Origin of the sequence: Janthinobacterium sp. CG_23.4 (assembly GCF_029892305.1) — a bacterium.
Lineage (GTDB): Bacteria > Pseudomonadota > Gammaproteobacteria > Burkholderiales > Burkholderiaceae_D > Janthinobacterium > Janthinobacterium lividum_D.
The window spans coordinates 2,446,847-2,470,952 of sequence record NZ_JARXUX010000001.1; the positions used below are offsets into that span (position 1 = coordinate 2,446,847).

The window sequence follows — 24,106 nt, forward strand, 5'->3', positions numbered from 1 at the left end:
TGGAGGTCAGCCGCCAAAGTAGCGTTTTTTACACTAATTGTCCAGATGGAAAGTTTTCCACGCGGACTTATTTGGTTTTACTGCCGCGCAGCAACCTGAGGCCGTTCGCCACCACCAGCAAGCTGGCGCCCACGTCGGCAAACACGGCCATCCACAGGGTCGCCATGCCGGCCAGGGCCAGGCCAAAGAAGACGGCCTTGATGCCGATGGCGAAGCTGATGTTTTGCACGAGGATATTGCGCGTGCGCTGGCTCAGGCTGATGAATTCGGGCAATTTCCCAAGTTCATCGTCCATCAAGGCAACATCGGCCGTTTCGATGGCCGTATCGCTGCCGGCCGCGCCCATGGCAAAGCCGATGTCGGCCTGCGCCAAGGCCGGGGCGTCGTTGACGCCGTCGCCCAGCATGGCCACCACGCCGAATTGCTGCTGCAGGGCCTTGATTTCATCGAGCTTGTTTTCCGGCAGCAACTCCGCCTTGACCAGACTCACGCCGACTTCAGCGGCGATGCGCTGCGCCGTCAACAGATTGTCGCCTGTCAGCATCACCGTGGTGACACCGAGCGCATTCAATTTGGCGATGGCAGATGCCGCCGTGGGGCGCAGCACGTCGGCCACGGCGATCACGCCCAGCGCGCCGGCGGTGCTCGCCAGCACCATGGCTGTGTACGCTTGCTGTTCCAGCCGCGCCAGGATGGCTTGCAGTGCCGGCGACAAGACCTTCAGTTCCGCCATCAGGCGCGCATTGCCCAGATAATAGCTCTGGCCGGCAATATCGCCTTGCACGCCGCGTCCATGCAGGGCGGCAAACTGGGTCACGGGCAAGTGGCTGCTGGCGGGCGGACCGGCCTTGACGATGGCGGCGGCCAAAGGGTGGGCGGAATTGGCGTCCAGGCTGGCGGCCAGCAAAAGAATGGCGTCGCGATTGCTGCCCTCCATTGCCACCACGTCCGTGACGGCCGGTTTGCCCATGGTCAAGGTGCCCGTCTTGTCGACGGCGATGGCCTTGATGCGGTAGCCCGTTTCCAGGAATTGTCCGCCTTTGACCAAGATGCCGCGCCGCGCGGCAGCCGTCAGGCCGCTGACCACCGTGACGGGCGTGGAAATGACGAGCGCGCACGGGCAGGCAATCACCAGCATCACCAGCGCCTTATATACCCAGGCCATGAAGGGCGCGCCCAGCAGCAAAGGCGGCAGCACGGCCACCAGGATGGCGAACACGACGACAGCGGGCGTGTAGTAGCGGGCGAAATTGTCGACAAAGCGCTGCGTGGGCGCCTGTTTTCCTTGCGTTTCCTCAATCACCTTGACGATCTTGGCCAGCGTGCTGTTGCCGCTATTGGCCGTCACGGTGACGTCGAGCAAGCCCCGTTCATTGATGGTGCCCGCATACACGACGTCGCCTACGGCCTTGTCCACCGGCATGCTTTCACCGGTAATCGGCGCCTGGTTGACGGACGATGCGCCGCTAGCGACCACGCCATCAAGGGCAATGCGCTCGCCCGGTTTCACGCGCATCAAGGTGCCGATGGCTACCGTGGCCACGCTTACTGGCTGCCAGGCGCCGCTGGCGTCGGCCATCGTCGCCGTGTCGGGCGCCAGCTGCATCAGGCTTTGTACGGCGTTGCGCGCCCGGTTCAGCGACAAGCCTTCGATCAATTCGGCAATGGCGAACAGAAAGATGACCATGGCCGCTTCCGGCCACTGGCCGATGGCGATGGCGCCGAAAACCGCTAGGCTCATCAGAAAGTTGATGTTCAGCGTGAACGTTTTCAGGGCGATCCAGCCCTTTTTCAGGGTCGGCCAGCCGCCCGTGGCGATCGATAGCAGGGCCAGGGCGATGACGAGCGGCGAACTGTCTGCCTGCGTGGTCCACGCCAGCGCTTCGGCAGCGGCAGCGGCCAGGCCGGACACCAGCAGCAAGCCTTTTTGCCTGCCGGACAGGCTGCCTTCGTGCGGGTCGCGCGCAACAACGGCGTCCGCCTGCATGGGAATCGCCTGCATGCCGATGGCGTGCAGGGCCGCTTCCACCGTGGCCAGCGAGGGCAGGGTGTGGTGCACATCGAGCACGCGGTTCATCAGATTGAAATCGAGGCCCACCACGCCGGCCATCGTGGCCAGCTTGTTGCGGATCAAGCGTTCTTCCGTAGGGCAATCCATATTGGCGATGCGGTACTTGGCCGTGCTCGCGCCGGCGATGGCGGCGCTGGGCAGGGCAGGCGAGGGCGGGGCCGCCGGCGCCGCAGCGCATGCATGCTCGCTGGCACAGCAACTGGCCGCCTTGGGCGCAGCGGCCGGGGCGCCTTCGTGCTTGTGCTCATGCTCATGCTGATGGTCGTGCTGATGGTCGTGGTCCTGCGCGTGTTTATGGCTATCGTGCGGCATCGCATTATCTTTCAGGATTCGTGTATGCTTTCATTAGAAACCCTGTAGCCGCTACAGGGTCAAGCGAAATTTGCACGAAAGACTGAAAAGGGGATGCCATGCGTATCGGGGAACTGGCCAAACGGACAGATTGTGACGTGGAAACCGTGCGTTACTATGAAAAGGCGGGCTTGCTGCAGGAACCGGGACGCAACAGCGCCGGCTACCGCGAATACCGCGAAGAACACCGGGAACGGCTGCAATTCATCCGTCATTGCCGTTCGCTGCAGATCGGCTTGACCGATATCCGCGCCTTGCTGGAGTTTAAGAACAATCCTGCCGAAGGCTGCCAGAGCGTCAATGAATTGCTCGATCATCACATTCTGCGCATCGCCGAGCAGATGGCCAATTTGCACACCTTGCAGCAGCAACTAGTGACCCTGCGCCACCAGTGCGACCAGCCGCAGCCGTCACAAGACTGCGCCATACTGCAAAACCTGTCCGGGGCGGCCAGCGGCCACGACTGCGCCTGCCATACCGAACTCCATTGATCGTTGTGATGCATGCAAACACTGTGACCTGGCAGCGCTATAGCGGCCAAGGTCCCGCGGGAACGCTGCTGCAGGAAGAGGACGACCCGGCGCTGGCCGCGGCAGGCAAGCCATGCCTGACTGCGCGCTAGCGGCCATGCAGATCCAGCGCTAAGACGCCGGCAGCGGCGCACTGCCTTCGCCCAGGCGGAAGGCGTCGACTACCCTCAGCAAGTCGTGCGCCTGGTCCTGCAGATTTTGCGCGGCGGCGGCCGATTCCTCGACCAGGGCGGCGTTGCGCTGGGTCAATCCGTCCATTTCCGTAATGGCATTGTTGACTTCCTCGATGCCCTTGCTCTGGCGCTGGCTGGCCGCCGTGATGTCGTTCATGATGTCCGTCACCTGCTGAACCGAGGCGACGATGTCGCCCATGGTGCGCCCGGCGCTGTCGGCCAGCTCGCTACCTGTTTCTATCCTGCCAACGGAATCCTCGATCAACTGCTTGATTTCGCGTGCCGCCGTGGCCGAGCGCTGCGCCAGGCTGCGCACTTCGGTGGCGACAACGGCAAAGCCGCGCCCCTGTTCGCCCGCGCGCGCCGCTTCCACGGCCGCGTTCAAGGCCAGGATGTTGGTCTGGAAGGCAATGCCGTCGATGACGCCGATGATATCGACGATGCGCCCGGAGCTGGCCTTGATCGCGCCCATCGTCTCGACTACCTGGCCCACCACACGGCCCCCCTCGAGCGCCACGTTCGAGGTTGACAGCACCATCTGGTTGGCCTGGTGCGCATGACTGGCGTTTTCGCGCACGGTATCGGTCAAGGCATGCATCGACGTTGCCGTTTCCTGCAAGGAATGGGCTTGCGACTCCGTGCGGGCCGACAAGTCCGCATTGCCCAGCGCAATTTCACTCGCTTCCACCGTGATGGTCGAGCCCGCCTGACGGATCTCGCCCAATAAAGTGTTCCAGTTTTTCAGCACCGTGGCCAACGCCCGCAGCAGCTTGCCTACCTCGTCGTTGCCCCGAACATCGAGACGCATGGTCAGGTCGCCGGCGGCCAGGCTTTCGGCGGCGCGGCAGGCCGCGTCGATGGGGCCCACCACAGAGCGCGCCACCCAGGCAGCGATCAGGGCCAGCAGGGCAAAGCCGAGCGCCATGCAGCCGAGCGACAGCCAAGCGGCGCGCTGGCCTGCGTTTTTTGTCTCCAGCAGCGCATCGGCAGTGTGGCGGTCCAGGTTGAGCATCACCTGACGTAGCTGGCCACGCACTTGCTGGTAGTGCGTGGCGGCATTTTGCATTGCGGCCACGCCCGTATTCGGGTCCATCGAAGCCATGTCCAGCGCCTGCGCCACGCTGGCACGGTAGCGCTCGATGCCGGGCAGGGCCTGGGCCGCTTCCGTCGCGGCGCCCGAAAATGTCTTCAGTTGCGTCAAGCCTTGCACGATGGCGTTCAACTGGCCATCCGTTTGCGTGCCGAATTGCTTGAATTGCTCCTCCGACAGGCTGGCGGCGATGGCGATCTTCGCATACACATCGGCATGCACCTGGCCCAGGGCAATCGCTTGATGATTGGCCAGCCGCTCGGCCGTCAGGGTGACGTCTTTCAGTTCGCGCATGCGCTGCTCGTTCTGCTGCATGGCGAAATACGACAAGGCCCCCATGGCCAGCAGGCAAGCCAGCGCGACCAGCGGGACGATCAACATCTTCTGTGCGATTTTCACATGAGGTCCCTATCGTTGAGAAATCGGTGTGCCATCGCGGCGATGGCGGCGATGGCGGCCCGCCCGCTACATGTAAATGCCGCCGCAGACGACGGTCTCGGCCAGCTTTTCGCAATACATGATCTTCGGCTCGATTTTCTTGTTTTCCGGATTCGTGAATTTGTATTCCTGCCAGAACGTACCCTTGCTCCTGGCCAGCTCGACGCGTTCCTTGACGAAGGCCTTGCCATCGATATCCTTCAGTTCGATCAAGTTCTTACCCACCATTTTCGGGTTGGCGCCATGCGCGGCGACCGTGCCATCGAGTTTATAGACGACCAAGTACAGATCTTGCTTGATGAAATCGGGCGCTTTTGCCGTGATATCGGCATACGTCTTCGCTTCGCCGGCGCTCTTTATTTGGGCTACGCCTTTCTTGACCATGGCTTCGGCATCGGCGCGTGTCGCGCCGCCTTCGGCAGCAGCGGCCACCAACGGTAAGGCGCAGGCGGCAACGATGAACGACAGGCAAACGGCGGGGGCAAACTTGGGCATGAAAATCTCCTTCACATTGCGGCAGGGGAAAGCCGGCGCGAAACCGGTGCTGGGGGCGGCGCCACTCGGCGTGCCGACGTTGCATGGTAGCGCGATGCTGGCAAACATGCATTGGTGCAACATATATTTTTTCAGGCGGGCGTTTTTGCAACGGCGCGTGCACCTGGAAAAAACCGAGTTTTCATAGGAGAAAGTGGGTTGCCGACTATCGCGATGCTAGTGTGGTATCCGCATCGCGCCGCCAGTTGGCCACGCGCATCCGCTGATGTGGCGATGCCCGTATGAGCCGCGCCTCGAGATCGGTGATTACAGGGGGGCGAGGCGCGCAGCACCGCGGCATGCCAGGCGAGAGCGGACTCGTTCCAAAAGTCGGTCGTGAAAAGGCAGGGCAATCACGTTGCAGATCGGCTCGACTACGGCCAGCAAGCCGCCGAAGGCCATGGAACCCGTGGCCCAGTACATGACGCTGAAAGCGACGCCCATATGCAGGGCCGTCTGGCTAAGCTTTTCGCCGGCCAGGGCGACAAAGCCCCGGCGGCTGGCGGCGTAGCGGCGGCGTATTGCGTGCCAGGCTTTTTCATGCCACGGCAGCAGGGCAACGTTGATGATCGGTTCGATGAGTGCGGCCAAGCCACCGAGCGCCAGTGACCCCGTCAACAGATAGGCTAGACTGAAGGCGATCGACATGTGCGTGCTGACCTGGCTGAATGTTTTGATGGCGGTGAACAAGGGATGCTCCTTTTTGTTGAATGTGCTTACTCCTGACTTGAATAGTAACGATTCTCATTTGCAAAAGGAAGAAAAATAATCCAACCGGACTCATAGCTTGCATCTATGACTTCGTACTTATTGGCAGAAGGCGTAGCGTTGTCCATGCTGGCGGCGGCACAATTACCGTCAAACTTGAGTGGATCAAAGAGTTTGAACCCAGGCGCGCCGTTCGCTCGCTTGTGCGTGCAAGAAGCGCCGAGGGAAGGTATGCAAGGTAGGCCGGTACAAGACGTCTCAAAAAGACAATACTGGTCGAATTTCTGTTACATTAAGGTGGGCCAGAGGACATGGCGAAGGGCCTCCCTTCGAGCCGATTCCCGCCAAGCTGCATTTGGCGCTGGCGGGCATGGGGAAAGCTGAGACTAAGGAAAATTATATGACGCGTTTTCCCTTTCCAAGCAACGAAGTGGAACGCCTCGATTCACTTGATAAACTGCAGATTCTTGACACTGAATCAGAGAAAGAATTTGACAGTCTGGTGCGTGTAGCGTCCTTGGTTTGCGAAGTACCGATAGCGTTGATTAGCCTCGTTGCGCATGACCGTCAGTGGTTTAAGGCAAATATCGGGCTGCCAGGCGTGTTCGAAACTGAGCGGAAACTGGGATTTTGCGCACACACGATTGTTCAGGACGACCTGTTCGAAGTTGAAGACGCCCTGCAAGATCCTCGGTTCCGCGATAGTGATTTAGTGCTCAAGGAACCCTATATTCGGTTTTATGCCGGTGCTTCGCTCACGCTGTCTGATGGCGCCAACGTTGGTACTATCTGCGTCATCGACCGCCGCACGCGCAAGCTCGACGATCGCCAACGCGAAGTGCTGCGGCACTTGGCACACGCGGTCGTCAAGCTGCTTGAGGGGCGCCGTGCCCTGATCGAGGAGAGACGGATCACCGCGTTTTCCCATGCGACCGTATCTGCCCTCGACGACACCATGTCGCGTCTTAAATCGAATGAGCTTTTGCTCAACCGCACGGGCGAGGTTGCCGGTGTCGGAGGATGGAAGGTCGATTTGACGACCCAACACATCGAGTGGTCCAAGGAAACTTGCCGTATCCATGGCGTGGCGCCAGATTTTGTGCCAGATCTTGCTCAAGCAATCGCATTTTATGCGCCGGAAGCCCGAGATCTGATTCAGACAGCGGTGGAAACTGCCATGGCAACCGGAGCGCCATGGGATGTGGAAGCGCCTTTCCTGCGCGCCGACGGCGCGCGTATCTGGGTGCGTTCAGTCGGTGAAGCCGAATTTGAAGCCGGCAAACCGGTACGATTGTTTGGCGCCTTGCAAGACATAACGAAGCAGCGCATGCTCGTCGATGCCATGCAGTCCGAAAACAAGCAACGGCGTATTGCCCAAGAGGCACTCGAGCAGGCCCAGGCAGATCTACAAACAATTCTCGACCATACGCCAGCGTTGGTGGTGTACTGGGATCGCGATTTGCGTAACCGATTCGCCAACCGAGCCAGCGTGGAATGGTTTGGACTGTCGCCAGAGGAAATGCGCGATCGGCATTTATCGCAGGTCCTTGGACCGATGGCTTTCGCTGACATGGTCCCCCGTCTTAATTCCGTCCTGTCAGGCAATAGCGAACTGTTCGAGGACACGATCACCCTGGCATCGGGAGAGCGGCGCCAGGCCATGTTTTCTTATACACCCGACACCAAGGCTGGCCGGATTGATGGCATATACGGTGTTATCAGTGATGTCACTCAAATCAAGCGGGCCGAAGCCGGGCAAGCTCATGCTTTAAGCAAGCTGCAAGGCGTTTTGAATGCAGCGCGCGACTTTTCGATCATTCAGACCAACGTTGACGGTATCATCGAACTTTTCAGCCCCGGCGCCGAACGTTTGCTCGGCTACGCTGCTGCCGACATGGTGGGACTGTTCACGCCAGCCATCCTGCACCTGGAAGACGAGCTGCTGACGCGCGGCGCGGCCTTAACGCTTGAGTACGACAGGCAGATATCGGGCTTCGAGGTATTAATTGCCGAAGCGCGAGATGGAATTTCCGTGTCGCACGATTGGACCTATGTGCGTAAAGATGGCATGCATCTGCCCGTCAATCTGACTGTCACCGCAATACGCAATGCGGATGGCCAGATCGACGGCTATCTTGGCATTGCCAAAGACATCAGCGTTGAGCGAGATATCCGCAGCGTGCTGGCCAATGCACGCGATCAGGCGGAACAAGCTAGCCTGGCCAAGAGCCAATTTCTGGCCAATATGAGCCACGAAATTCGCACTCCCATGAATGCAGTGCTGGGAATGCTCGATTTGCTGCGATACACGCAACTGTCGGCACTCCAGCGCGAGTATGCCGATAAGTCACGCTCGGCTGCCAGTTCGCTACTCGGCTTGCTGAACGATATCCTCGATTTTTCACAGGTAGAAGCGAACCGGATAGAGCTCGAGACCGCCGCCTTTTCCGTTGAGGCGCTATTGCGCGATTTGTCGACCATCCTTTCCTCGCTGATTGGCGACAAAGACGTCGAGGTGCTGTTCTCGGTCGATCCGGCGCTGCCGCCATGGTTGATGGGCGATGTGACGCGCTTGCGCCAAGTGTTGATCAATTTGGCCAGCAATGCGCTTAAATTCACCGAGCAGGGGGAGGTAAGTATCGTCATTTCCCAGCTGCGGCGCGGCGAGCATGGGAGTGACATCAGGTTTGAAGTAAATGATACGGGAATCGGCATCGCTGCTGATAATATGGACCACATCTTCGAGGGATTTACGCAAGCCGAGGCCTCGACTGTGCGTCGCTTTGGCGGAACCGGATTGGGTCTCACGATCAGCCAGCGCCTGGTCTGCCTGATGGGCGGCAAGCTGCAGGTTGAAAGTACAGTTGGCGTCGGAAGTTGCTTTCACTTTCAGGTGACTCTTGCAGTGCCTGCCATAGCGCCGCTGTCGTTGCCTGAAAATACAGTTGCACCAACCCGCCTGCGCGTGCTGATTGTGGACGATAGCCCATCGGCACGCACGATGCTAAGCGCCATCATTACTTCTTTCGGCTGGACAGCCGTGACGGCGGGCAACGCCAGCGAAGCGTTGACGACACTCGACGAGAGCGCGAGGGCAAAACTGGCGTTCGATGCCGTCTTGATTGACTGGCGCATGCCTGGGATGGATGGCTGGGAGTTGGCAGCCCGGATCCGCTCGCACTCCAGCGCTGCACCGATGGTATTGATGGTGACTGCTCACGGGCGCGATGCGCTGGCCGAGCGCCTGGAATCAGAACGTGGAATGTTAAACGGTTTTCTGACCAAGCCTGTGACGCCCTGCATGCTGCGCGAAGCGATCGTCGCGGCGCAAGCAGGACATGTCATGACAACCGAAGCGCAGGCGCCCCCGCTGCGTTTGCAGCGCCTATCTGGCCTGCACGTGCTCGTCATCGATGACAATGCGATGAATCTGCAAGTGGCGCGCGAACTGCTCCTGCACGAAGGCGCTGAAGTCAGCGTCGCCAACGGTGGAGCGCTCGGCTTGTCGATGGCGCTTGAGGCCGAGCCTGGCTTTGATGCCGTGCTGCTCGACATTCAGATGCCGGAAATGGACGGCTATGCCTGTGCCATGCGCATGCGTTCGAGCATGCGACTGCACAGCACACCAATCATTGCCATGACTGCCAACGTGATGGCGCGGGAACGCGACGCCTGCATGGCTGCCGGCATGGACGCGCATATGGGAAAGCCGATTGATATTGATATTATGGTCGACCTTTTGCAGACCCACTGCCAAGCCAGTCTTGCGCAGGGGGCTGTCTCGGAAACAACGGACTCGACGCCACCAGCGCCAGAACCATTGCCTGGTTTCGACCAGCCGTCATTCATCGACCTCCCTGCGGCTCTTTCCCGGCTCGGGGGCAACCGTACGCTGTTTCTCAGCCTGGCGGTGACATTTTCCACCGAGGCGAAGGCCTTTATCGCCGCTTTGAGCGAACAGTTGCCATCGCCGGATATACGCTCGGCTGCTGACCTTTTACACACATTTAAAAGCGCCGCCGGCATTGTCGGCGCCGCACCGTTGCAGTCGTACTGCGCCGCTTTGGAACAGCAACTACGTCACAATATCCACCCCTCTGACGTTAGCCGAGTGCTGGCCGAAATGGGTAGATTGGTACACGCCAGCATCGCAGAACTTGCCAACGTGACAGCCAAGCTAGCAGACGCGCTGCGGGCAGAGGGCACGACAACATCAGTAGCATCGCCGGTATCGCTGCCGATGCGCGATCTGCTCGATGAGTTGGCATTATTGCTGAAGGGGTCGAACATGCGTGCGCTCGCCGTCATGGAGCGCATTGAGCTCATGCATGGCGGAGCACATCTGGCCGACCTCTCTGCCAGTGTCGCGCGCTTGGATTTCCCCGCTGCGCGCCGTCATTGCGAGCAATTACGTGCGCAGTTTTCATGAGCCATGTCAGTACTGCACCGGGCAGGCAATGTTGAGTGAAACGCAACGCCTTCGGCGCAACGGCTCGCCGTTGGCAGCGGATACACAACTATATTTGGCAAAGGCGGCAGGGCGTGGACGTGTCAGTTCGGAATCTCCACATTAAAACGCATTGAACTAAAAGCAAGTTTGGCTTGTTTCCTATTTTCTTTTAAAAATCACAGCGCCGCTAACTGGCCCGCAACAAGTCAACAAAATAGTCGGGAAAGCCGAAAAATCCTCGGCGTACGATTTTCCTGTTTCGTCATTTCACCATTGAGCACTAAGGTCAGCATCCATTGGGTTTTCAAGCGCGCATTGGTGGCGCGTCGCTGGAGCCGGCAACTTTGGTCGTTCGCCTAGGCCGCGAGCACGGTGTCAACGCCAAGTATCATTGTTGACAACTACCGATCAGGCCGCTGGCGTCGAAGGCCTGGCTTTTTTATTATCAATGCGCATCTACGACAAAGTATCTATGACAAGGTTCTCTGCAAGTTTGGCGCATCGAACAACCGCATGCTGGCCGAAGGCCTGATGCCATTGCATCGCGCCGCCGATGCCATCTAAGCGTTGAGCATGGCGATATCATCGTGCGCCCGGCGCCGATGACAAACGAAGATGAAATTGAATACGAACTGAGCATGCGCTACGCGCCACTCAAAGGCAACGTCGTGTCGCGCAGGACAGTGGAAGACTTGATCGGCTGCATCATCGAAGCGCCAGACATGCAACAGCACGCCAACCTGGGCGTGAACAAACAAAATACAGACAGGGGACGAGCCGTACTCTATGCCGCTTATCCAAGCGTTGGCGCCCAGCGGCGGCGACAGCAGCGCACGGACGGGGGAAATCGCATTTGCGATTGGAAAGTTGGGGAAATGCGGTTTTTTTCAAATCCGTCCGTAACTTCGCATAATTTATATTATGTAAAATAGCCGGTGGGGAGTGGGATGCTTTATTTGGTATTCCAAGTGTTCTAGCTCACCACATCTGACCTAACGCTAAACATTGATGTAAATCAAACATTTTTCGAACTGTCTGCAGCAGAATGCAATCATTCGCAAGCCTCTGTTGACCAGACTGTGACAGTGCGCTTGGCTGGTGCAACACGACTAGTGACTTGCCCCCAGCCCGGCGCCGGCGCCCTACGCTATGCATGACCAACTTCATAAGGAAGAACATGATACCCACTACCATGAAAGCCGCAGTTGTCGAGGAACTGGGCCAGCCGCTGGTGCTGCGCGATGTCCCCGTGCCGGTTCCCGGACCCGGCCAGATTCTCGTCAAGACGGAAGCTTGCGGCGTTTGTCACACCGACTTGCATGCGGCGCGCGGAGACTGGCCCGTTAAGCCGACCCCGCCGTTCATTCCTGGCCACGAAGGCATCGGCCTGGTGGTCGCCATGGGCACCGGCGTGACCGAGGTGCAACTGGGCGACCGCGTCGGCGTGCCTTGGCTCTACTCTGCTTGCGGCCATTGCGAACATTGCCTGGCTGCCTGGGAAACCGTGTGCGCCGAGGCGCAGTTCGGCGGCTATACCAAGAATGGCGGCTTTGCCGAATACATCTTGGCAGATCCACGCTACGTCGCGCATATTCCGGCCGGCTTGTCCGCCGTGCAGGCGGCGCCGATTATCTGCGCCGGTGTGACCAGTTACAAAGGCATCAAGGAAACCGGGGCGCGACCGGGCCAGTGGCTGGCCGTGTCCGGCATCGGCGGGCTCGGCCACCTGGCCATCGAATATGCGGTGGCCATGGGCCTGCGCGTGGCGGCTGTCGACATTGATGAAGGCAAGCTGGAGCACGCGCGCGCCCTTGGCGCCGAAGTGACCATCAACGCCCGCCAGGGCGATCCCGTTGCCGTCCTGCGCGAGGCGACCGGGGGCGGCGCGCACGGTGTGCTGATTACGGCGCCGTCGATTGATGCCTTCCAGCAAGGCGTGGCGATGACGCGCAAGCGCGGCACGTGCGTGCTGGTAGGTCTGCCGCCGGGCGACTTCCCGACGCCGCTGTTCGACGTCGTTGCTAATTGCATCACCATACGCGGCTCCTTCGTCGGCACTCGCCAGGACATGGCCGAGGCACTCGCCTTTGCCGCCAACGGCAAGGTCAAGGCCGGCGTGGAATTGCAGCCACTGTCGGCAATCAATGACATCTTCAGCCGCCTGGAGCATGGCAAGGTTGCTTCGCGTATCGTGCTCGATTTTAGCGGCAACTAAGTGGCAACTAAGCAATAACTAAGCAGCAACTAATTAGTAACTAAGCAGCAACCAGGCAAGACGGTGTCTGTGCGCGGCGGCCAGAGTGCCGTCGCTATGCTGACAAAGCCAGCGCGGCCGAACTGGCCCCGCCCGCTCGCCATGCCTGGGCATCGCTGGCTATAGATCAAACGGTGGTCTGCAAGTGGATGACCCTGGCAGCTGCCTGGCCACAAGACTCTACGCGCAGCCCGCATCGTAGCAGTATCCCGCCTGCCGCCTCATCGGCCCGCCTTGCAACGCATTCCATTCTCCAGCCACCTGCTCAAGCATATTGACAGGCGCGCCGCTTTTGCCCCCCCGCACGCAGCCGTGCTGCCGTTGACACCCTGCACTGTCTATCCTATAGTCGCCCGGTTGATAATAAATGAGAATGAGAATCATGTTCATTGGAATGAGGAAATGGCTCGTCTGCTACCCGCTCGTGGCCGCCAGCCTGTTGCTGGCCGGCAGCGCACAAGCGCAAGTGGCCGATACTGGCGCCGGCGCCAAGCAGTTGTGGCAATTGATTGATTACGTTGCCGTCGATTACAGCGGTGCTGTCGAGCATGGCAAGGTTGCCAGCGAAGCAGAATATGCAGAAATGCTCGACTTCACGGACAACGCAACGACACAGATCGCCGCCCTGCCCGCCCACGCTTCAAAGGCGGCCATTGCCGCTGCCATCGCCCAATTGCGCGCCGCCGTCGTCGCCAAGGCGGACGGCGTGGAAGTCAAGCGTCTGGCCCAACATGCAAACGGCTTGTTGATTGCCGCCTACCCGATTCCCGTGGCACCCAAGGTGTTGCCCAATTTGGCGCGCGGCGCCGCTCTGTATGTGGCCCAGTGTGCTTCTTGTCACGGTGTGGCCGGTGGCGGCGACGGTCCGCTGGCAGCCGGCCTGGAACCAAAGCCGATCGCCTTCACAGATGGCGAACGGGCGCAGTCGCGCAGCCTGATGGCGCTGTATCAGGTCATCTCGCAAGGCGTGGCGGGCACCTCGATGGCCAGTTTTGGGCAGTTGTCGGAAAACGAGCGCTGGGACCTGGCCTTCTTCGTGGGTGGCATGTCGCACGATGCGGCGGCGCGTGCGCACGGTGACAAGCTGTGGCAGGACGATGCGCGCAGTAAAAGCCTGTACCCGGACCTGGCCGCCGTGACGACCCTGACCCAGGAAGCGGCGGCAGCCAAGCTGGGCGCGGACCAGGCGCAGGCGCTGACGGCCTACTTGCGCAGCCATCCCGACAAGGCTGAAGCGCACAAGCCGACCGGCCTGGCCCTGTCGCGATTGCGCCTGGAAGAAAGCCTGGTCGCCGTGCAAGCGGGCGACCGCGCCGCGGCCACGCGCCTGGGCCTGTCGGCCTACCTCGACGGTTTCGAGCCGATCGAGCCGATGCTGGGGGCGCGCAACAAATCGCTGCTGCTGGCCGTTGAAAACGCCATGCTGGCCTACCGTTCCGCCGTCGCCAAGGGTACGGTAGCCGACGCCGAGGCGGCGGGCGAAAAGCTGCAGCAATTGTTTGCCCACGTGGAAGCGGAGCTCGGCAACGCCAAGGCCGAGCCGATGACGACCTTTATCGGCGCCCTGACGATTTTGTTGCGCGAGGGCGTGGAAGCGCTGCTGATCGTGATCGGCATCATCGCCTTCTTGCGCAAGGCCAAGCGCAACGATGTGCTGCCCTATGTGCACGGCGGCTGGATCAGCGCGCTGGTGGCGGGCGCCCTGACGTGGGTGGCAGCAACGTATCTGGTCACCATCAGCGGCGCCAGCCGAGAAGTGAGCGAAGGGCTCGGGTCCGTGTTTGCAGCCCTGGTCTTGCTCAGCGTGGGCCTGTGGATGCACCAGAAGAGCAGCGCCGGACGCTGGCAGCAATACCTGCACGAGAAAATCACGGCAGCGATCTCGCGGCGCTCCGCCTGGGGCTTGTTCGCCCTCGCCTTCATCGCCGTCTACCGCGAAGTCTTTGAAACCGTGCTGTTCTATTCCGCCCTGGCGGCCGATGGCAACGGCGGCGCCCTGCTGGGCGGCTTCCTGGTGGCCATCATGTTGCTGGTGGTGATTGCCTGGGCCTTGCTGCGTACCAGCGCGCGTATGCCTATCGACAAGTTCTTCTCGCTGACGTCCGCCTTCGTGGCCGTGCTGGCAGTCATACTGATGGGTAAAGGCGTGGCTGCATTGCAAGAAGCTGGCTGGGTTGGCGTCACCCCGGTCGACTTCATGCGCATCGACCTGCTGGGTATCTTGCCCACGGCGGAAACTCTGCTGGCGCAGGCGGCCATCGTGCTGATCGTCGCCGCCGGCTATGGCTGGAACCGCGTTAGCGCTGGCAAGCACAAGCCGGCCTGAGCTTGACAATCCCCGCTGGCAACGCCCGCATGCGGGCGTTGCCCAATGACGGTCAGCTGCCATTGGGCTTGGCGGGGACACTCGTGGGCATTAGGTCTTGCTGTGTACTTTAACGCCGGCCTGCCAGGTTTCTTCGACTACGATGTCACGCAGCTTGCGCACGCTTTCGTCGAGCGGGTCTTGCGCAAGAATCACCAGATCAGCCTGCTTTCCGACTTCCAGCGAGCCAACCAGATGGTCGAGGTGACAATGCCAGGCAGCATCGAGCGTGACGGCGCGCAATGCTGCCATCCTGCTCAGACGCTCTTCCTGATTCAGCACCGCTTTCTCGCGCGAACCTTCCATGGTGCGAAATACCGCCTGTTCCATCATGCGCAAGGCGCCCAGTGGCGAGACGAAATGGTCAGAGTGCAGGCTGACGTGCATTCCCGCATTCAATGCCGACTGGCAGCGGTCCAGCAACTGGGCGCGCTCCTGGCCGAAAATGGTGTTCTGGAAGGTGTGCCCCCAGTAGCCGACGTGGCCAATGAGGAAGCTGGGGTTTAACTGCAGCTCAGCCATTTTATCGATGGCATCATCATTGAGCAGCGATGCGTGCTCTACCCGCAGGCGCAGCTGGCGCCGCTTCTGCGCCTGCTCTTCGCTGAGGCCACCTGGCTGTGGCGTCAATACCTGCCTGTAGCTCTCCAGTACATATTGCACCGCCTTGTCGCCATTGGCGTGCACCAGCACCGGCCAGCCGTGCGCCACCGCCTTGTCCAGCATGCGGGTAAACACGGAGGTGTCCTGGTAATTGTTCAAGCCGGTGTCGGGCACGTCAGGAATGGCATGTTCATGCGAGCAGGCATAGGGCTGGCTCTGGTAGCCGGTCAAACCCTGGTTCGAGCCATCTGCGATCAGCTTAATCGCCCTGAGACTGAAACGCTGCTCGCCTTGGCTGTCCAGATCCGGCGTGTAGGTCTGTAGCCAGTTGTCCAGTACCTCTTCTTGAGGCGGGGTGAACAGTGCGGCGCCGATACGCACCGGACCGAGCTGTGCCGCCAGTTTGAGCAAGCCGATTTCCAGTTGTGGCTGGTCGGTGGCACCCAGGCCGGCGTCGAATACGCTGGTAAATCCCATCGCCGATGCATCGTCCAGTACCTGCTTCAGGCAGCCGACAAATTCCAGTAGCTTGGGAAGCGGCGCGACCTTCAGCGCTGCGCTGATACCAATCTCGGTCAATACACCGGAAGGGGTGTCCTCGATGTTTGCCGCCTTCATCGCAGCTGTGTTGAGATAGGCCAGGTGGCCGGAAGAATTCATCAGCAAGATGGGCACCGTGCTGCTCAGCGGGTCCAGCTGGGTGACGGTGATGTCTTCCCAGGGCTGCATCAGCGAGGGATCGATGCCAAAACCCAGCAACCAAGGCTGGCCTTTCTTGTCTTTCGGCAGCTTGTCCGGCTGTGCCAGCGCGGTGCGAATCTGCTGGCTGATGCTCTGGAAACTGTATTCCAGATTCAACTCCTGTTGTCGCGGTGCCTGCTGGAAAGGCGTCAGCGACAGCCAGCTCTTGTACAGCGCGCTGGGCAGGACGTGCATATGCGGTTCGACAAAGCCAGGCAGCAAGGTGCGCCCGCGCAGGTCTGTTTCGTTGGGCTGGTGCGCTTGCATGGCCAGGCGCACCTCGGACAGCGTGCCGATGGCAATGATGATGCCGCCGGCCATGCCCAGTGCCTCCACCTGCGCGCTGCCGGCGCTGGCCATGGTATGAATGATACCGTTATGAAAGATCACGGCTTGCGACATCAGTGTCTGCGCGTGCTGGGCGTAGGTTTGCTTAAACGCCGCATCGAGTTCACCGCCGCGCGCGGTTTCCGTCAACAGGCCGGTCGTCAGTTCAGGCAAATAAGGCAGGTTGCAGCAGGCGCAACCTGCCTCGGCAGCATAGCGATTTGCCAATCAAAAAGACTCAAACATTGTCACGTCACTGCACATGCCTGTCATTGCTTGTTTCAGGTCAACAATACGTCAACAATTTTCACTTTATCGGGAAAGGCGCGCACTGCCCTCATTGCAGTGCGCCGGCGTGCCAGTTGGTGCAACTCGTCTTACCAGTAACCGAGCAATTTCCACCAGGTCGTGCCGACAACGGCAAAGATCAGCAATTCCACCACGCACATGATGAAGCCCACACGCCACCAGTTACCCATCGTCACGAAGCCACTGCCAAAGATGATGGGCGAGGTGCCTGTCGCATAGTGCGTCAAGGTCATCATGATGGCCGAGCCGGCCGTCATCATCAGCATGAAGGGCACGTGGTATTGGGCCGGGATCAGGTGCAAGCCCACGGTCAGGAAGGCTAGCAGCATGGCGCTGATGTGGGCTGTCGTACTGGCAAAGAAGTAATGCGAAAACACGAACACCAGCACCAGGATAGCGGCAATCGGCAGCCAGTCCATGCCGCTGGCGACGATGGCCGCCTTCATGCCGGCCGAGAACCAGGCGATCACGCCCGTTTTGTTCAATTGCTCGGCCATCATTACCAGCGCGCCAAACCACACCAAAGTGTCCCAGGCGCTCTTTTCGGACAGCACGTCGTCCCAGTCGATGGTGCCGGTAATAATCAACACGAACAAGCCGACAAAGGCGACCACCGTCGCATCGAGCGAAAACGCGGGACCAAACAGCGTGGCGGGCACATTGGCCCACAGCAACAGCAGCAAGGCAAACGTGCCCAGCATGACTTTTTCCGACGGCGACAGCGGCCCCATGCTTTTCAATTGCGCCTTGGCGTAGGTGACGGCGTCCGGTGTGACTTTCAGTTCGGGCGGCGACAGCCAATAGATAATCACGGGCATCGCCAGCAGGCAGACCAGGCCCGGCAGCAGCATGCACAGGGCCCAGGTGGTCCATGTCAGGTGAAAGCTCTGGCCGCTGGCCTTGGCGACAAAATCGACCACCAGCGGATTGGGCGCCGTGGCTGTGAGGAACATGGCCGAGGTAATCGGGTTGGCGTGGTAGTTGACGAGGGCCAGATAAGTGCCTACTTTACCTTCCGTACCCTTGGCCGGGTCCGAGTCGAAGGCGTTGGCGATCGACTTCATGACGGGGTGGACGATGCCGCCACCGCGCGCAGTGTTACTTGGCGTAAATGGCGCCAATACCAGTTCGCAAATCGCCAGGCCATAGCCGATACCCATGGTGCGCTTGCCCAGCAAGGAGATAAACAGCAGGCCGATACGGCTGCCCAGCCCCGTCTTTTTGAGTCCGCGCGAAATCAAAATCGCCACGACGATCAGCCAGATCAATGGATTCGAGAAACTGCTGAGTGCATCCGTGATCGCGCCCTTGGACGAGGTCGACGTCACTTGTGATAATGACACGATGACGATGGCCATCATGGCCATCACGCCGATGGGCATGACTTTTAAAATGATCGCCAGGATGGTGGTGAGGAAAATTGCCACCAGGCCCCAGGCTTTGGGCGTCAAACCATCGGGGACGGGCAGCAATAGCATGCTCACCAGCAAGGCCGTGCAAAGCAGGGCGGGGACGAGGCGGAATGGGACGGCTTGCTTGAAATGCAGGAACATGTCGCGCACTGTTTTATACATCTGTATGACCTTTCGCTGTGGGTCAGGCATCCTGAGGAGCGGAATCATGCATGCAGATTCCGGGCCTGAAAGGCACAAGAAGCGCGCCCTTAAAATGAATGATGCCCAACAATTCTATTAGGAAATATCATACACGCAAGGTTTCCCCACACCCTGCCCCATTTGGCGCATCTTTTCCGGCAATTGCAAAATCGTTGATCTGCGCGCGACATATTTCACATCATCGTTCACACCATCGCCCCTCATGCCGCCAAACCGACAAGGACGCCATTGCAAGCACGCAAGCATCGATCGATGCACTGCCCTGCCATCCTGTGCGTATTGCCTGCGGGGTGCGCCTGCCATGTAACACTTGCGCTGGGCCGCGTTGGCAGCAGCTCTTGAGCGGTGCCCTGAAAAAGTGAGCCAGGTCAAGAACGCGCATGGCCATGGCCCGGTTGCGGGCAAATTTCAGCCCCGCCTTGCCATTCGCACTATAATGTCGGCACCGCGTGCGGCAGCAATGGCGGTGATAGACGGTAACAATTTCGTGTGGACGCCAGTACAATAGCGTTCGGGCCTACACAGGGTTTCACTTTTGCCAGCAGTTGCCAGCAACTAACCATTTTTTTGACCAGCCAACAACCACTATGAGTTCGATGAATGAAGAGCGCGTATTAAGCGTGCACCACTGGACGGATACCCTGTTCTCCTTTACCACCACGCGCGACCCGTCGCTGCGTTTTTCGAATGGTCATTTCACCATGATTGGCCTGCGCGTCGATGGCAAGCCTTTGCTGCGCGCCTACAGTATCGCCAGCGCCAACTACGAAGACCACCTGGAATTTTTCAGCATCAAGGTGCCGGGCGGCCCCCTGACCTCGCGTTTGCAGCACTTGCAAGTGGGCGACACCGTCATCGTCGGGCGCAAGCCGACGGGTACGCTGGTGTCCGACTACCTGCTGCCAGGCAAGCGCCTGTACATGCTGTCGACAGGCACGGGCTTGGCGCCTTTCCTCAGCATCGTGCGTGATCCCGATATCTACGAGCGCTTCGACGAATTGATCCTCGTGCACGGCGTGCGCCAAGTCGATGAACTGGCTTACCGCGAGCTGCTGGAAGAGCATTTGCCGAAGCATGAATTCTTGGGCGAAATGGTCAGCGACAAGCTGCGCTACTACCCGACCGTCACGCGCGAAGACTTCCGCAACATGGGGCGCATCACGGCGCTGATCGAGAATGGCAAGCTGGCCGAAGACCTCGGCTTGCCGGCGCTGAATCCGGCCGAAGACCGCGTCATGATCTGCGGCAGCTCGGACATGCTGCGCGACCTGAAAGAGATGCTCGAAGCGCGTGGCTTCAAGGAAGGCAATACCTCGACGCCTGGCGACTTCGTTGTCGAGCGCGCGTTCGCCGAGAAGTAATCGGCAACTTATCGTCAAATCATCGGCAACACACCAGGGGCCCGGCCCCGCCGCTTTGCGCGGCGGGGCCGGGTTTTTTTATTCTTAGCTTAAGGGCTTGGCTTAAGGTGCCAGCACTGCCCCGCGCTGGTATTGCAAGCCATTCATGAAGCGCGGCACGGCTTGAAAGGTGCCGCTGAGGATATCGTCATGCGCAGCGTAATAGCGTGTCTCGATCTTCAGCAAGCCCAGCACGGTCGCATCGAGCTTGTCAGTTTGATACGGCCGGCTTTCCAGCGCGGCGCGCGCGGTCGTTGATTGTGGCGCTTGCCTATTGCTCCAGATCAACATGGGAATTTCATAGCCGCTTTTATCGGACGCGGAATGGCCCGCGTGGTTGCGGTTGTAGCCCACTTCCTGGCCATGGTCGGAAACAAACAGCAGTGAGGTGGCGCGGTCTGATTTGGCCCTGTCGGCCATGCCGATCAGGGTGCCCAGCACGTAATCGCCATAGCGGATGGCGTTATCGTACTCGTCGCGCTGCTTGCGTATGGCACCAGATCTGCCTTGGCGGGCCATCTGCGCGCTGACGGCGTCATGCGCCTGGTCGAAATACGCAAAACGGCTGGGATAGCGCATGGCATAGCTAGGGTGTGCGCCCAGCAAGTGCACCACGATCAGTTTTTTCGGCGCGCTATCGGCCAGTGCGTGGGCGAACGGCTGGAACAGCTGGTCGTCGAAATTATTTTCGCCGCGGCCGGTGCCATAGTTGATGAAGTCGCTCTCATCGGCCTCGCCTGCCAGTAGTCCGATCCAGCCATCGTTACGCGTCTGGTTCGAGACCCAGAACGTCTTGTAGCCGGCCGCCTCGGCCAGCATCAGCAAGTTGGGCTTGGCCATCCACGCATCGGGGTTGCCGATATCGGCCGGTGTGAGCATCGTCATCATCGATTCCACCGTGCTGGACGCGGGTGAAATCACATCCTTGAACACCAGCAGCTTCGCACGCATGGCGTCGAGCTGGGGTGTGGTCGCGCGCGGGTAGCCATACAGCGACATCGAGGCCCGGTTGGTACTCTCACCGATCACCAGGATGACGCTGCGCGCATCCTCGCCCGTATAGTGCACCTGCCAGTCGCGCGGCGCGGCCATGGACGCCGTCAGCGCATGCTGCATGGACTGCATCGCTGCAAGCTGCGCATTGTACTGCTGGTAGCGCAGCGGCCAGAACAAGGCCGGATTTTCGCGCCGCATGGTGGTATTGACGTGCAGCAGCACGAGAAAGACGGCCATGCTGACGGCAAAACCCTTCGCCAGCATTCCCGGCGCGGCATGCTCACGCGCCGCTTGCCAGCGCAGCAGTTGGCGGTCGGCCAGCAGCAGCAGCGCCGCCACGAGTACAAAGCAGCCCATCGCTTGCGCCAGGGCGATGCTGTTGTGCAAGAAAAATTCTCGCGTTTCTGTTTGATCGGTCGCAAAAATTGCCTGTAAGACAGCATTGGGATTGGGTCGCATGCCAAAATAGCCACGCAAAAAACCTTTGACGGCGGCATCGAGATAAAACACAAGCACCACGATGCGCAGCAACATGGTGACCGCGCCGGCGCTGGCGTTTCCGCGCCAGGCATTTAACACGCCGCACAGGCCCAGCAGGAAGGCGGCCAGCAAGACGCTCAATTTCAGCAATTCATTGGCACTTAACTGATCGAAGAGATAGAACAGCAACAGGCCAGCAATGCTGGACAGGACACGGCAAAACAAAATCAGCATGGAGGCGATAGGTAATAGGTGACAGGTAATAGAATAGCTAATAGGCATTCAAGCTGGACAGGTCCACGCGAACGCAGCCGGCGATTGTAGCGCAATCGCCCCTGCAAGGTGGTAGCGACGTTGCAAGCCCACTCCTGCCAGAAACTGTCCGTATTTTTTGTTATGCTTTCGCTACCAGCAGGCTAGCCAGCCTGTACTATCGATATCTCAACCTGCGACAGGACTTTTCATGCCACGTGCTATCACCATTCTGAGCGAGAACTTTGCCGATTGGGAAACCGCCCTGTTCAATGCCACGGCACGCCAGTATTACGGCTTTTGTACGCAGTTCGCCACGCCGGGCGGCCTGCCGGTCACCTCGTCCGGCGGCATGCAAGTCACGCCGCAACTGGCGCTGGAGGCCATTTCTCTTGATGAACTCGACTTGCTGATGGTGTGTGGCGGCAGCTACTGGCAAAGCGGCAAGGCGCCTGATCTGGGTCCCTTGCTGCGCGCCGCGCGCGATAAGGGCGCGGTACTGGCAGGCATTTGCGACGGCACCCGCGTGCTGGCGCAGGCAGGCGTGCTCGATAAAGTGCGCCATACTTCCAATTGCGCCGACAATCTGCAACAGCTTGGCTATGCGGGCGGCGCCATGTACCAGGACGTGCCCTGGGCCGTGGCCGATCAGCGCATCGTCACGGCGCCCGGCACGGCACCCATCACCTTCACGCAAGAAGTGTTGCGCGCCCTGGGCATCGCCGACCAGAAGCTGGCGGCCTATCTCGCCTTGCATGGTGCCGAGCACGGCAAGGCTTCCGCAATCCAGCCTGCGCGCTAGTCGGCAGCCAGCGCGCGCAGGTGCGCCAGCATGACAGTACGGCATCGCGCTAAAAGACCCACGATGAAAAAAACCTACCATGGCAGTTGTCACTGCGGCAGTGTGCGCTTCGCGGTCGAGATCGACTTGGCGGCTCCCAGCCTGCGCTGTAACTGTTCCTATTGCCTGAAAATGCGTTGCTGGGCCAGCCAGGTGCCGCCCACCTCCTTCCGCTTGCTGGCAGGAGAAACGCACTTGAGCCAATACCGCTTCGGCGCCGGGCGCGAACGCCACTATTTTTGCCGCCATTGCGGCGTGCGCCCGTTCGGCTACGGCGAGTCCGCGCGCAGCGGCCCATTTGTTGGCATCGGCATCAACTGCCTCGATGACGCCTCGGTGGCCGAGCTGGCCCAAGTGCCCGTCACCTTTGTCGATGGCTGGCATGACGCATGGGACACGTCGCCGCAGGAAACGCGGCATCTGTAAAAATGCAATGCAGAAATGGTTGCCACGCATGACGGAGTTTTCCTACGTGGCGACAGCTAGTACCCCTATGGTTAAGCCGGCGTCCGGCAGCGAAAATGACCTTAACGGTGCTGCACGGCGCCGGAGGCAAGGCAGTGGCACGCTTAATCCATCCTTACGCCATCCTTGCTGCCGATGATGACGCAAACTAAGCAAAGGGGTAACGATCATGACTTCAAACAGCAATGACAAAAGCCTTAATCAGTCGAGCAAACAGCAGTCGAGCAAACAGCAATCGGGCAAGCAACAGTCAGGCGACCAACAGTCAGGCAACAAGCAGTCGGAAAACCAACAGTCAGACAAGCAGCAGCCGGACAAGGCATCGGCCAGCCGCCAGTCATCGGGCGGCACCCACGACGGCAAGCAGGGGCACAATGCCGAGGCAAACCGCCCAAGCAACAAGAATGACGGCGACAAGCAATCTGGCTCGCAACAAATGGGGCCAGGCAAGAGCGCCAGTGAACAATCAGGTTCGGGCGCCGGCTCGCACGGCGGCGCGCATGACAAGCGCATGGAAACGGGGCGTCAAAGCCACAAGGATAGTGACAAATCCTGATTGCCGAAGCGTGTGATTGCCGGTAAATCTGCCGGCACTTCGCGGCAGCAAGGGCCGGTGCGGCAGAGCCGTGCCGGTCCGTGGGTGCCGTAGGGCCAGTCACGCTATCGCCTGGGCGGCCCGACGGGTGAGGTGCGAAAGGCCGTTGTCTGGATCGGCATTCTGGGCGATAATTACGCCCATGAACGATACCACCACCTTACCCCCATTGCCCGATCGCCTGTCGATCGACCCTAGCAGCCCTTACCACGTCGCAGCCGTGTTCGAGAACGACGTCGGCATCCGCTTCAACGACAAGGAACGTCTTGACGTGGAAGAATATTGCATCAGCGAACGCTGGATCAAGGTCGCTTCCACCAAGTCGCTCGATCGCCGCGGCCGTCCGCTGCAGATCAAATTGAAGGGCAAAGTCGAAGCGTTTTACCGCTAAGCAACACATGCAGTAATCATCGAGGCCGATCTTCATCGGCCTTTTCTACGTCTGCAGATATCCCCCCGCATTCGCTAGTCGACTGGCGATCAAGCCGACAGCTGCCGCTGGCAGGCGCAAGAAATC

18 protein-coding genes are annotated in these 24,106 nt (G+C 59.9%); 11 read left to right on the forward strand and 7 right to left on the reverse strand.

The genetic code is table 11. The features are described 5' to 3' along the window. Positions 1-67: 67 nt before the first annotated feature. Positions 68-2,383 carry a heavy metal translocating P-type ATPase gene (locus H4V96_RS11085; RefSeq protein WP_196855210.1) on the reverse strand — a complete coding sequence of 772 codons (2,316 nt, stop codon included), beginning with the start codon at positions 2,381-2,383 and terminating at the stop codon, positions 68-70. 98 nt (positions 2,384-2,481) lie between these two features. On the opposite strand from H4V96_RS11085, the gene cadR reads away from it, so the two are divergent. After that, entirely contained in the window at positions 2,482-2,913 is a 432-nt protein-coding gene (gene cadR / locus H4V96_RS11090; RefSeq protein WP_010398270.1) for a Cd(II)/Pb(II)-responsive transcriptional regulator, read from the forward strand. A 150-nt stretch (positions 2,914-3,063) separates the two neighbouring features. On the opposite strand, the gene H4V96_RS11095 is transcribed toward cadR, so the two are convergent. Together H4V96_RS11095 and H4V96_RS11100 are read right to left on the reverse strand one after the other, a co-directional pair. After that, positions 3,064-4,596 (reverse strand): methyl-accepting chemotaxis protein, encoded by a 1,533-nt coding sequence (locus H4V96_RS11095; protein WP_196855233.1) that lies wholly within the window; start codon positions 4,594-4,596, stop codon positions 3,064-3,066. Positions 4,597-4,680: 84 nt separating this feature from the next. Further along, a complete protein-coding gene (locus H4V96_RS11100) occupies positions 4,681-5,148 on the reverse strand; it encodes a cache domain-containing protein (RefSeq protein ID WP_050855920.1) in 468 nt (155 codons plus the stop codon). Here H4V96_RS11100 and H4V96_RS11105 point away from each other — a divergent pair. Then, positions 5,147-5,335 (forward strand): hypothetical protein, encoded by a 189-nt coding sequence (locus tag H4V96_RS11105; protein WP_196855208.1) that lies wholly within the window; start codon positions 5,147-5,149, stop codon positions 5,333-5,335. The two genes, H4V96_RS11100 and H4V96_RS11105, sit on opposite strands and share 2 nt — an antisense overlap. 119 nt (positions 5,336-5,454) lie before the next feature. Here H4V96_RS11105 and H4V96_RS11110 read toward each other — a convergent pair whose 3' ends face one another. Next, the gene (locus tag H4V96_RS11110) at positions 5,455-5,877 is read right to left on the reverse strand and encodes a DUF2061 domain-containing protein (RefSeq protein WP_196855207.1); all 423 of its coding nucleotides are present in this window, start codon (positions 5,875-5,877) and stop codon (positions 5,455-5,457) included. A gap of 418 nt (positions 5,878-6,295) precedes the next feature. On the opposite strand from H4V96_RS11110, the gene H4V96_RS11115 reads away from it, so the two are divergent. The 4 genes from H4V96_RS11115 (at position 6,296) to H4V96_RS11130 (ending at position 14,925) form a co-directional block, all read left to right on the forward strand. Beyond that, positions 6,296-10,324, forward strand: a complete 4,029-nt coding sequence (locus H4V96_RS11115) for a response regulator (RefSeq protein ID WP_196855206.1) — start codon at positions 6,296-6,298, stop codon at positions 10,322-10,324. Between the two features lie 623 nt (positions 10,325-10,947). After that, the gene (locus H4V96_RS11120; RefSeq protein ID WP_196855205.1) at positions 10,948-11,277 is read left to right on the forward strand and encodes a hypothetical protein; all 330 of its coding nucleotides are present in this window, start codon (positions 10,948-10,950) and stop codon (positions 11,275-11,277) included. A 248-nt stretch (positions 11,278-11,525) separates the two neighbouring features. Continuing rightward, positions 11,526-12,560, forward strand: a complete 1,035-nt coding sequence (locus H4V96_RS11125) for a zinc-dependent alcohol dehydrogenase (protein ID WP_196855232.1) — start codon at positions 11,526-11,528, stop codon at positions 12,558-12,560. A 421-nt stretch (positions 12,561-12,981) separates the two neighbouring features. Next, a complete protein-coding gene (locus tag H4V96_RS11130; RefSeq protein WP_196855204.1) occupies positions 12,982-14,925 on the forward strand; it encodes a cytochrome c/FTR1 family iron permease in 1,944 nt (647 codons plus the stop codon). Positions 14,926-15,015: 90 nt separating this feature from the next. On the opposite strand, the gene H4V96_RS11135 is transcribed toward H4V96_RS11130, so the two are convergent. Together H4V96_RS11135 and H4V96_RS11140 are read right to left on the reverse strand one after the other, a co-directional pair. Then, a complete protein-coding gene (locus tag H4V96_RS11135; protein WP_196855203.1) occupies positions 15,016-16,863 on the reverse strand; it encodes an amidohydrolase in 1,848 nt (615 codons plus the stop codon). A 149-nt stretch (positions 16,864-17,012) separates the two neighbouring features. Next, positions 17,013-18,518 (reverse strand): DASS family sodium-coupled anion symporter, encoded by a 1,506-nt coding sequence (locus H4V96_RS11140; protein WP_196855202.1) that lies wholly within the window; start codon positions 18,516-18,518, stop codon positions 17,013-17,015. Positions 18,519-19,147: 629 nt separating this feature from the next. Between H4V96_RS11140 and H4V96_RS11145 the strand changes: the two genes are divergently transcribed. Beyond that, the gene (locus H4V96_RS11145; RefSeq protein ID WP_010398329.1) at positions 19,148-19,921 is read left to right on the forward strand and encodes a ferredoxin--NADP reductase; all 774 of its coding nucleotides are present in this window, start codon (positions 19,148-19,150) and stop codon (positions 19,919-19,921) included. 102 nt (positions 19,922-20,023) lie between these two features. On the opposite strand, the gene H4V96_RS11150 is transcribed toward H4V96_RS11145, so the two are convergent. Next, entirely contained in the window at positions 20,024-21,670 is a 1,647-nt protein-coding gene (locus tag H4V96_RS11150; protein ID WP_280720934.1) for a phosphoethanolamine transferase, read from the reverse strand. Positions 21,671-21,899: 229 nt separating this feature from the next. Between H4V96_RS11150 and H4V96_RS11155 the strand changes: the two genes are divergently transcribed. The 4 genes from H4V96_RS11155 to H4V96_RS11170 all read left to right on the forward strand — a co-directional run bounded on the left by H4V96_RS11155 (position 21,900) and on the right by H4V96_RS11170 (position 23,980). Next, positions 21,900-22,490, forward strand: a complete 591-nt coding sequence (locus H4V96_RS11155; RefSeq protein WP_196855200.1) for a type 1 glutamine amidotransferase family protein — start codon at positions 21,900-21,902, stop codon at positions 22,488-22,490. Positions 22,491-22,553: 63 nt separating this feature from the next. Beyond that, positions 22,554-22,955: a GFA family protein gene (locus H4V96_RS11160; RefSeq protein WP_196855199.1), complete on the forward strand. Its 402-nt coding sequence runs from the start codon at positions 22,554-22,556 to the stop codon at positions 22,953-22,955. A 208-nt stretch (positions 22,956-23,163) separates the two neighbouring features. Then, the gene (locus tag H4V96_RS11165) at positions 23,164-23,550 is read left to right on the forward strand and encodes a hypothetical protein (protein ID WP_196855198.1); all 387 of its coding nucleotides are present in this window, start codon (positions 23,164-23,166) and stop codon (positions 23,548-23,550) included. A gap of 181 nt (positions 23,551-23,731) precedes the next feature. Next, positions 23,732-23,980, forward strand: a complete 249-nt coding sequence (locus tag H4V96_RS11170; RefSeq protein WP_010398340.1) for a DUF3297 family protein — start codon at positions 23,732-23,734, stop codon at positions 23,978-23,980. Positions 23,981-24,106 lie beyond the last annotated feature (126 nt).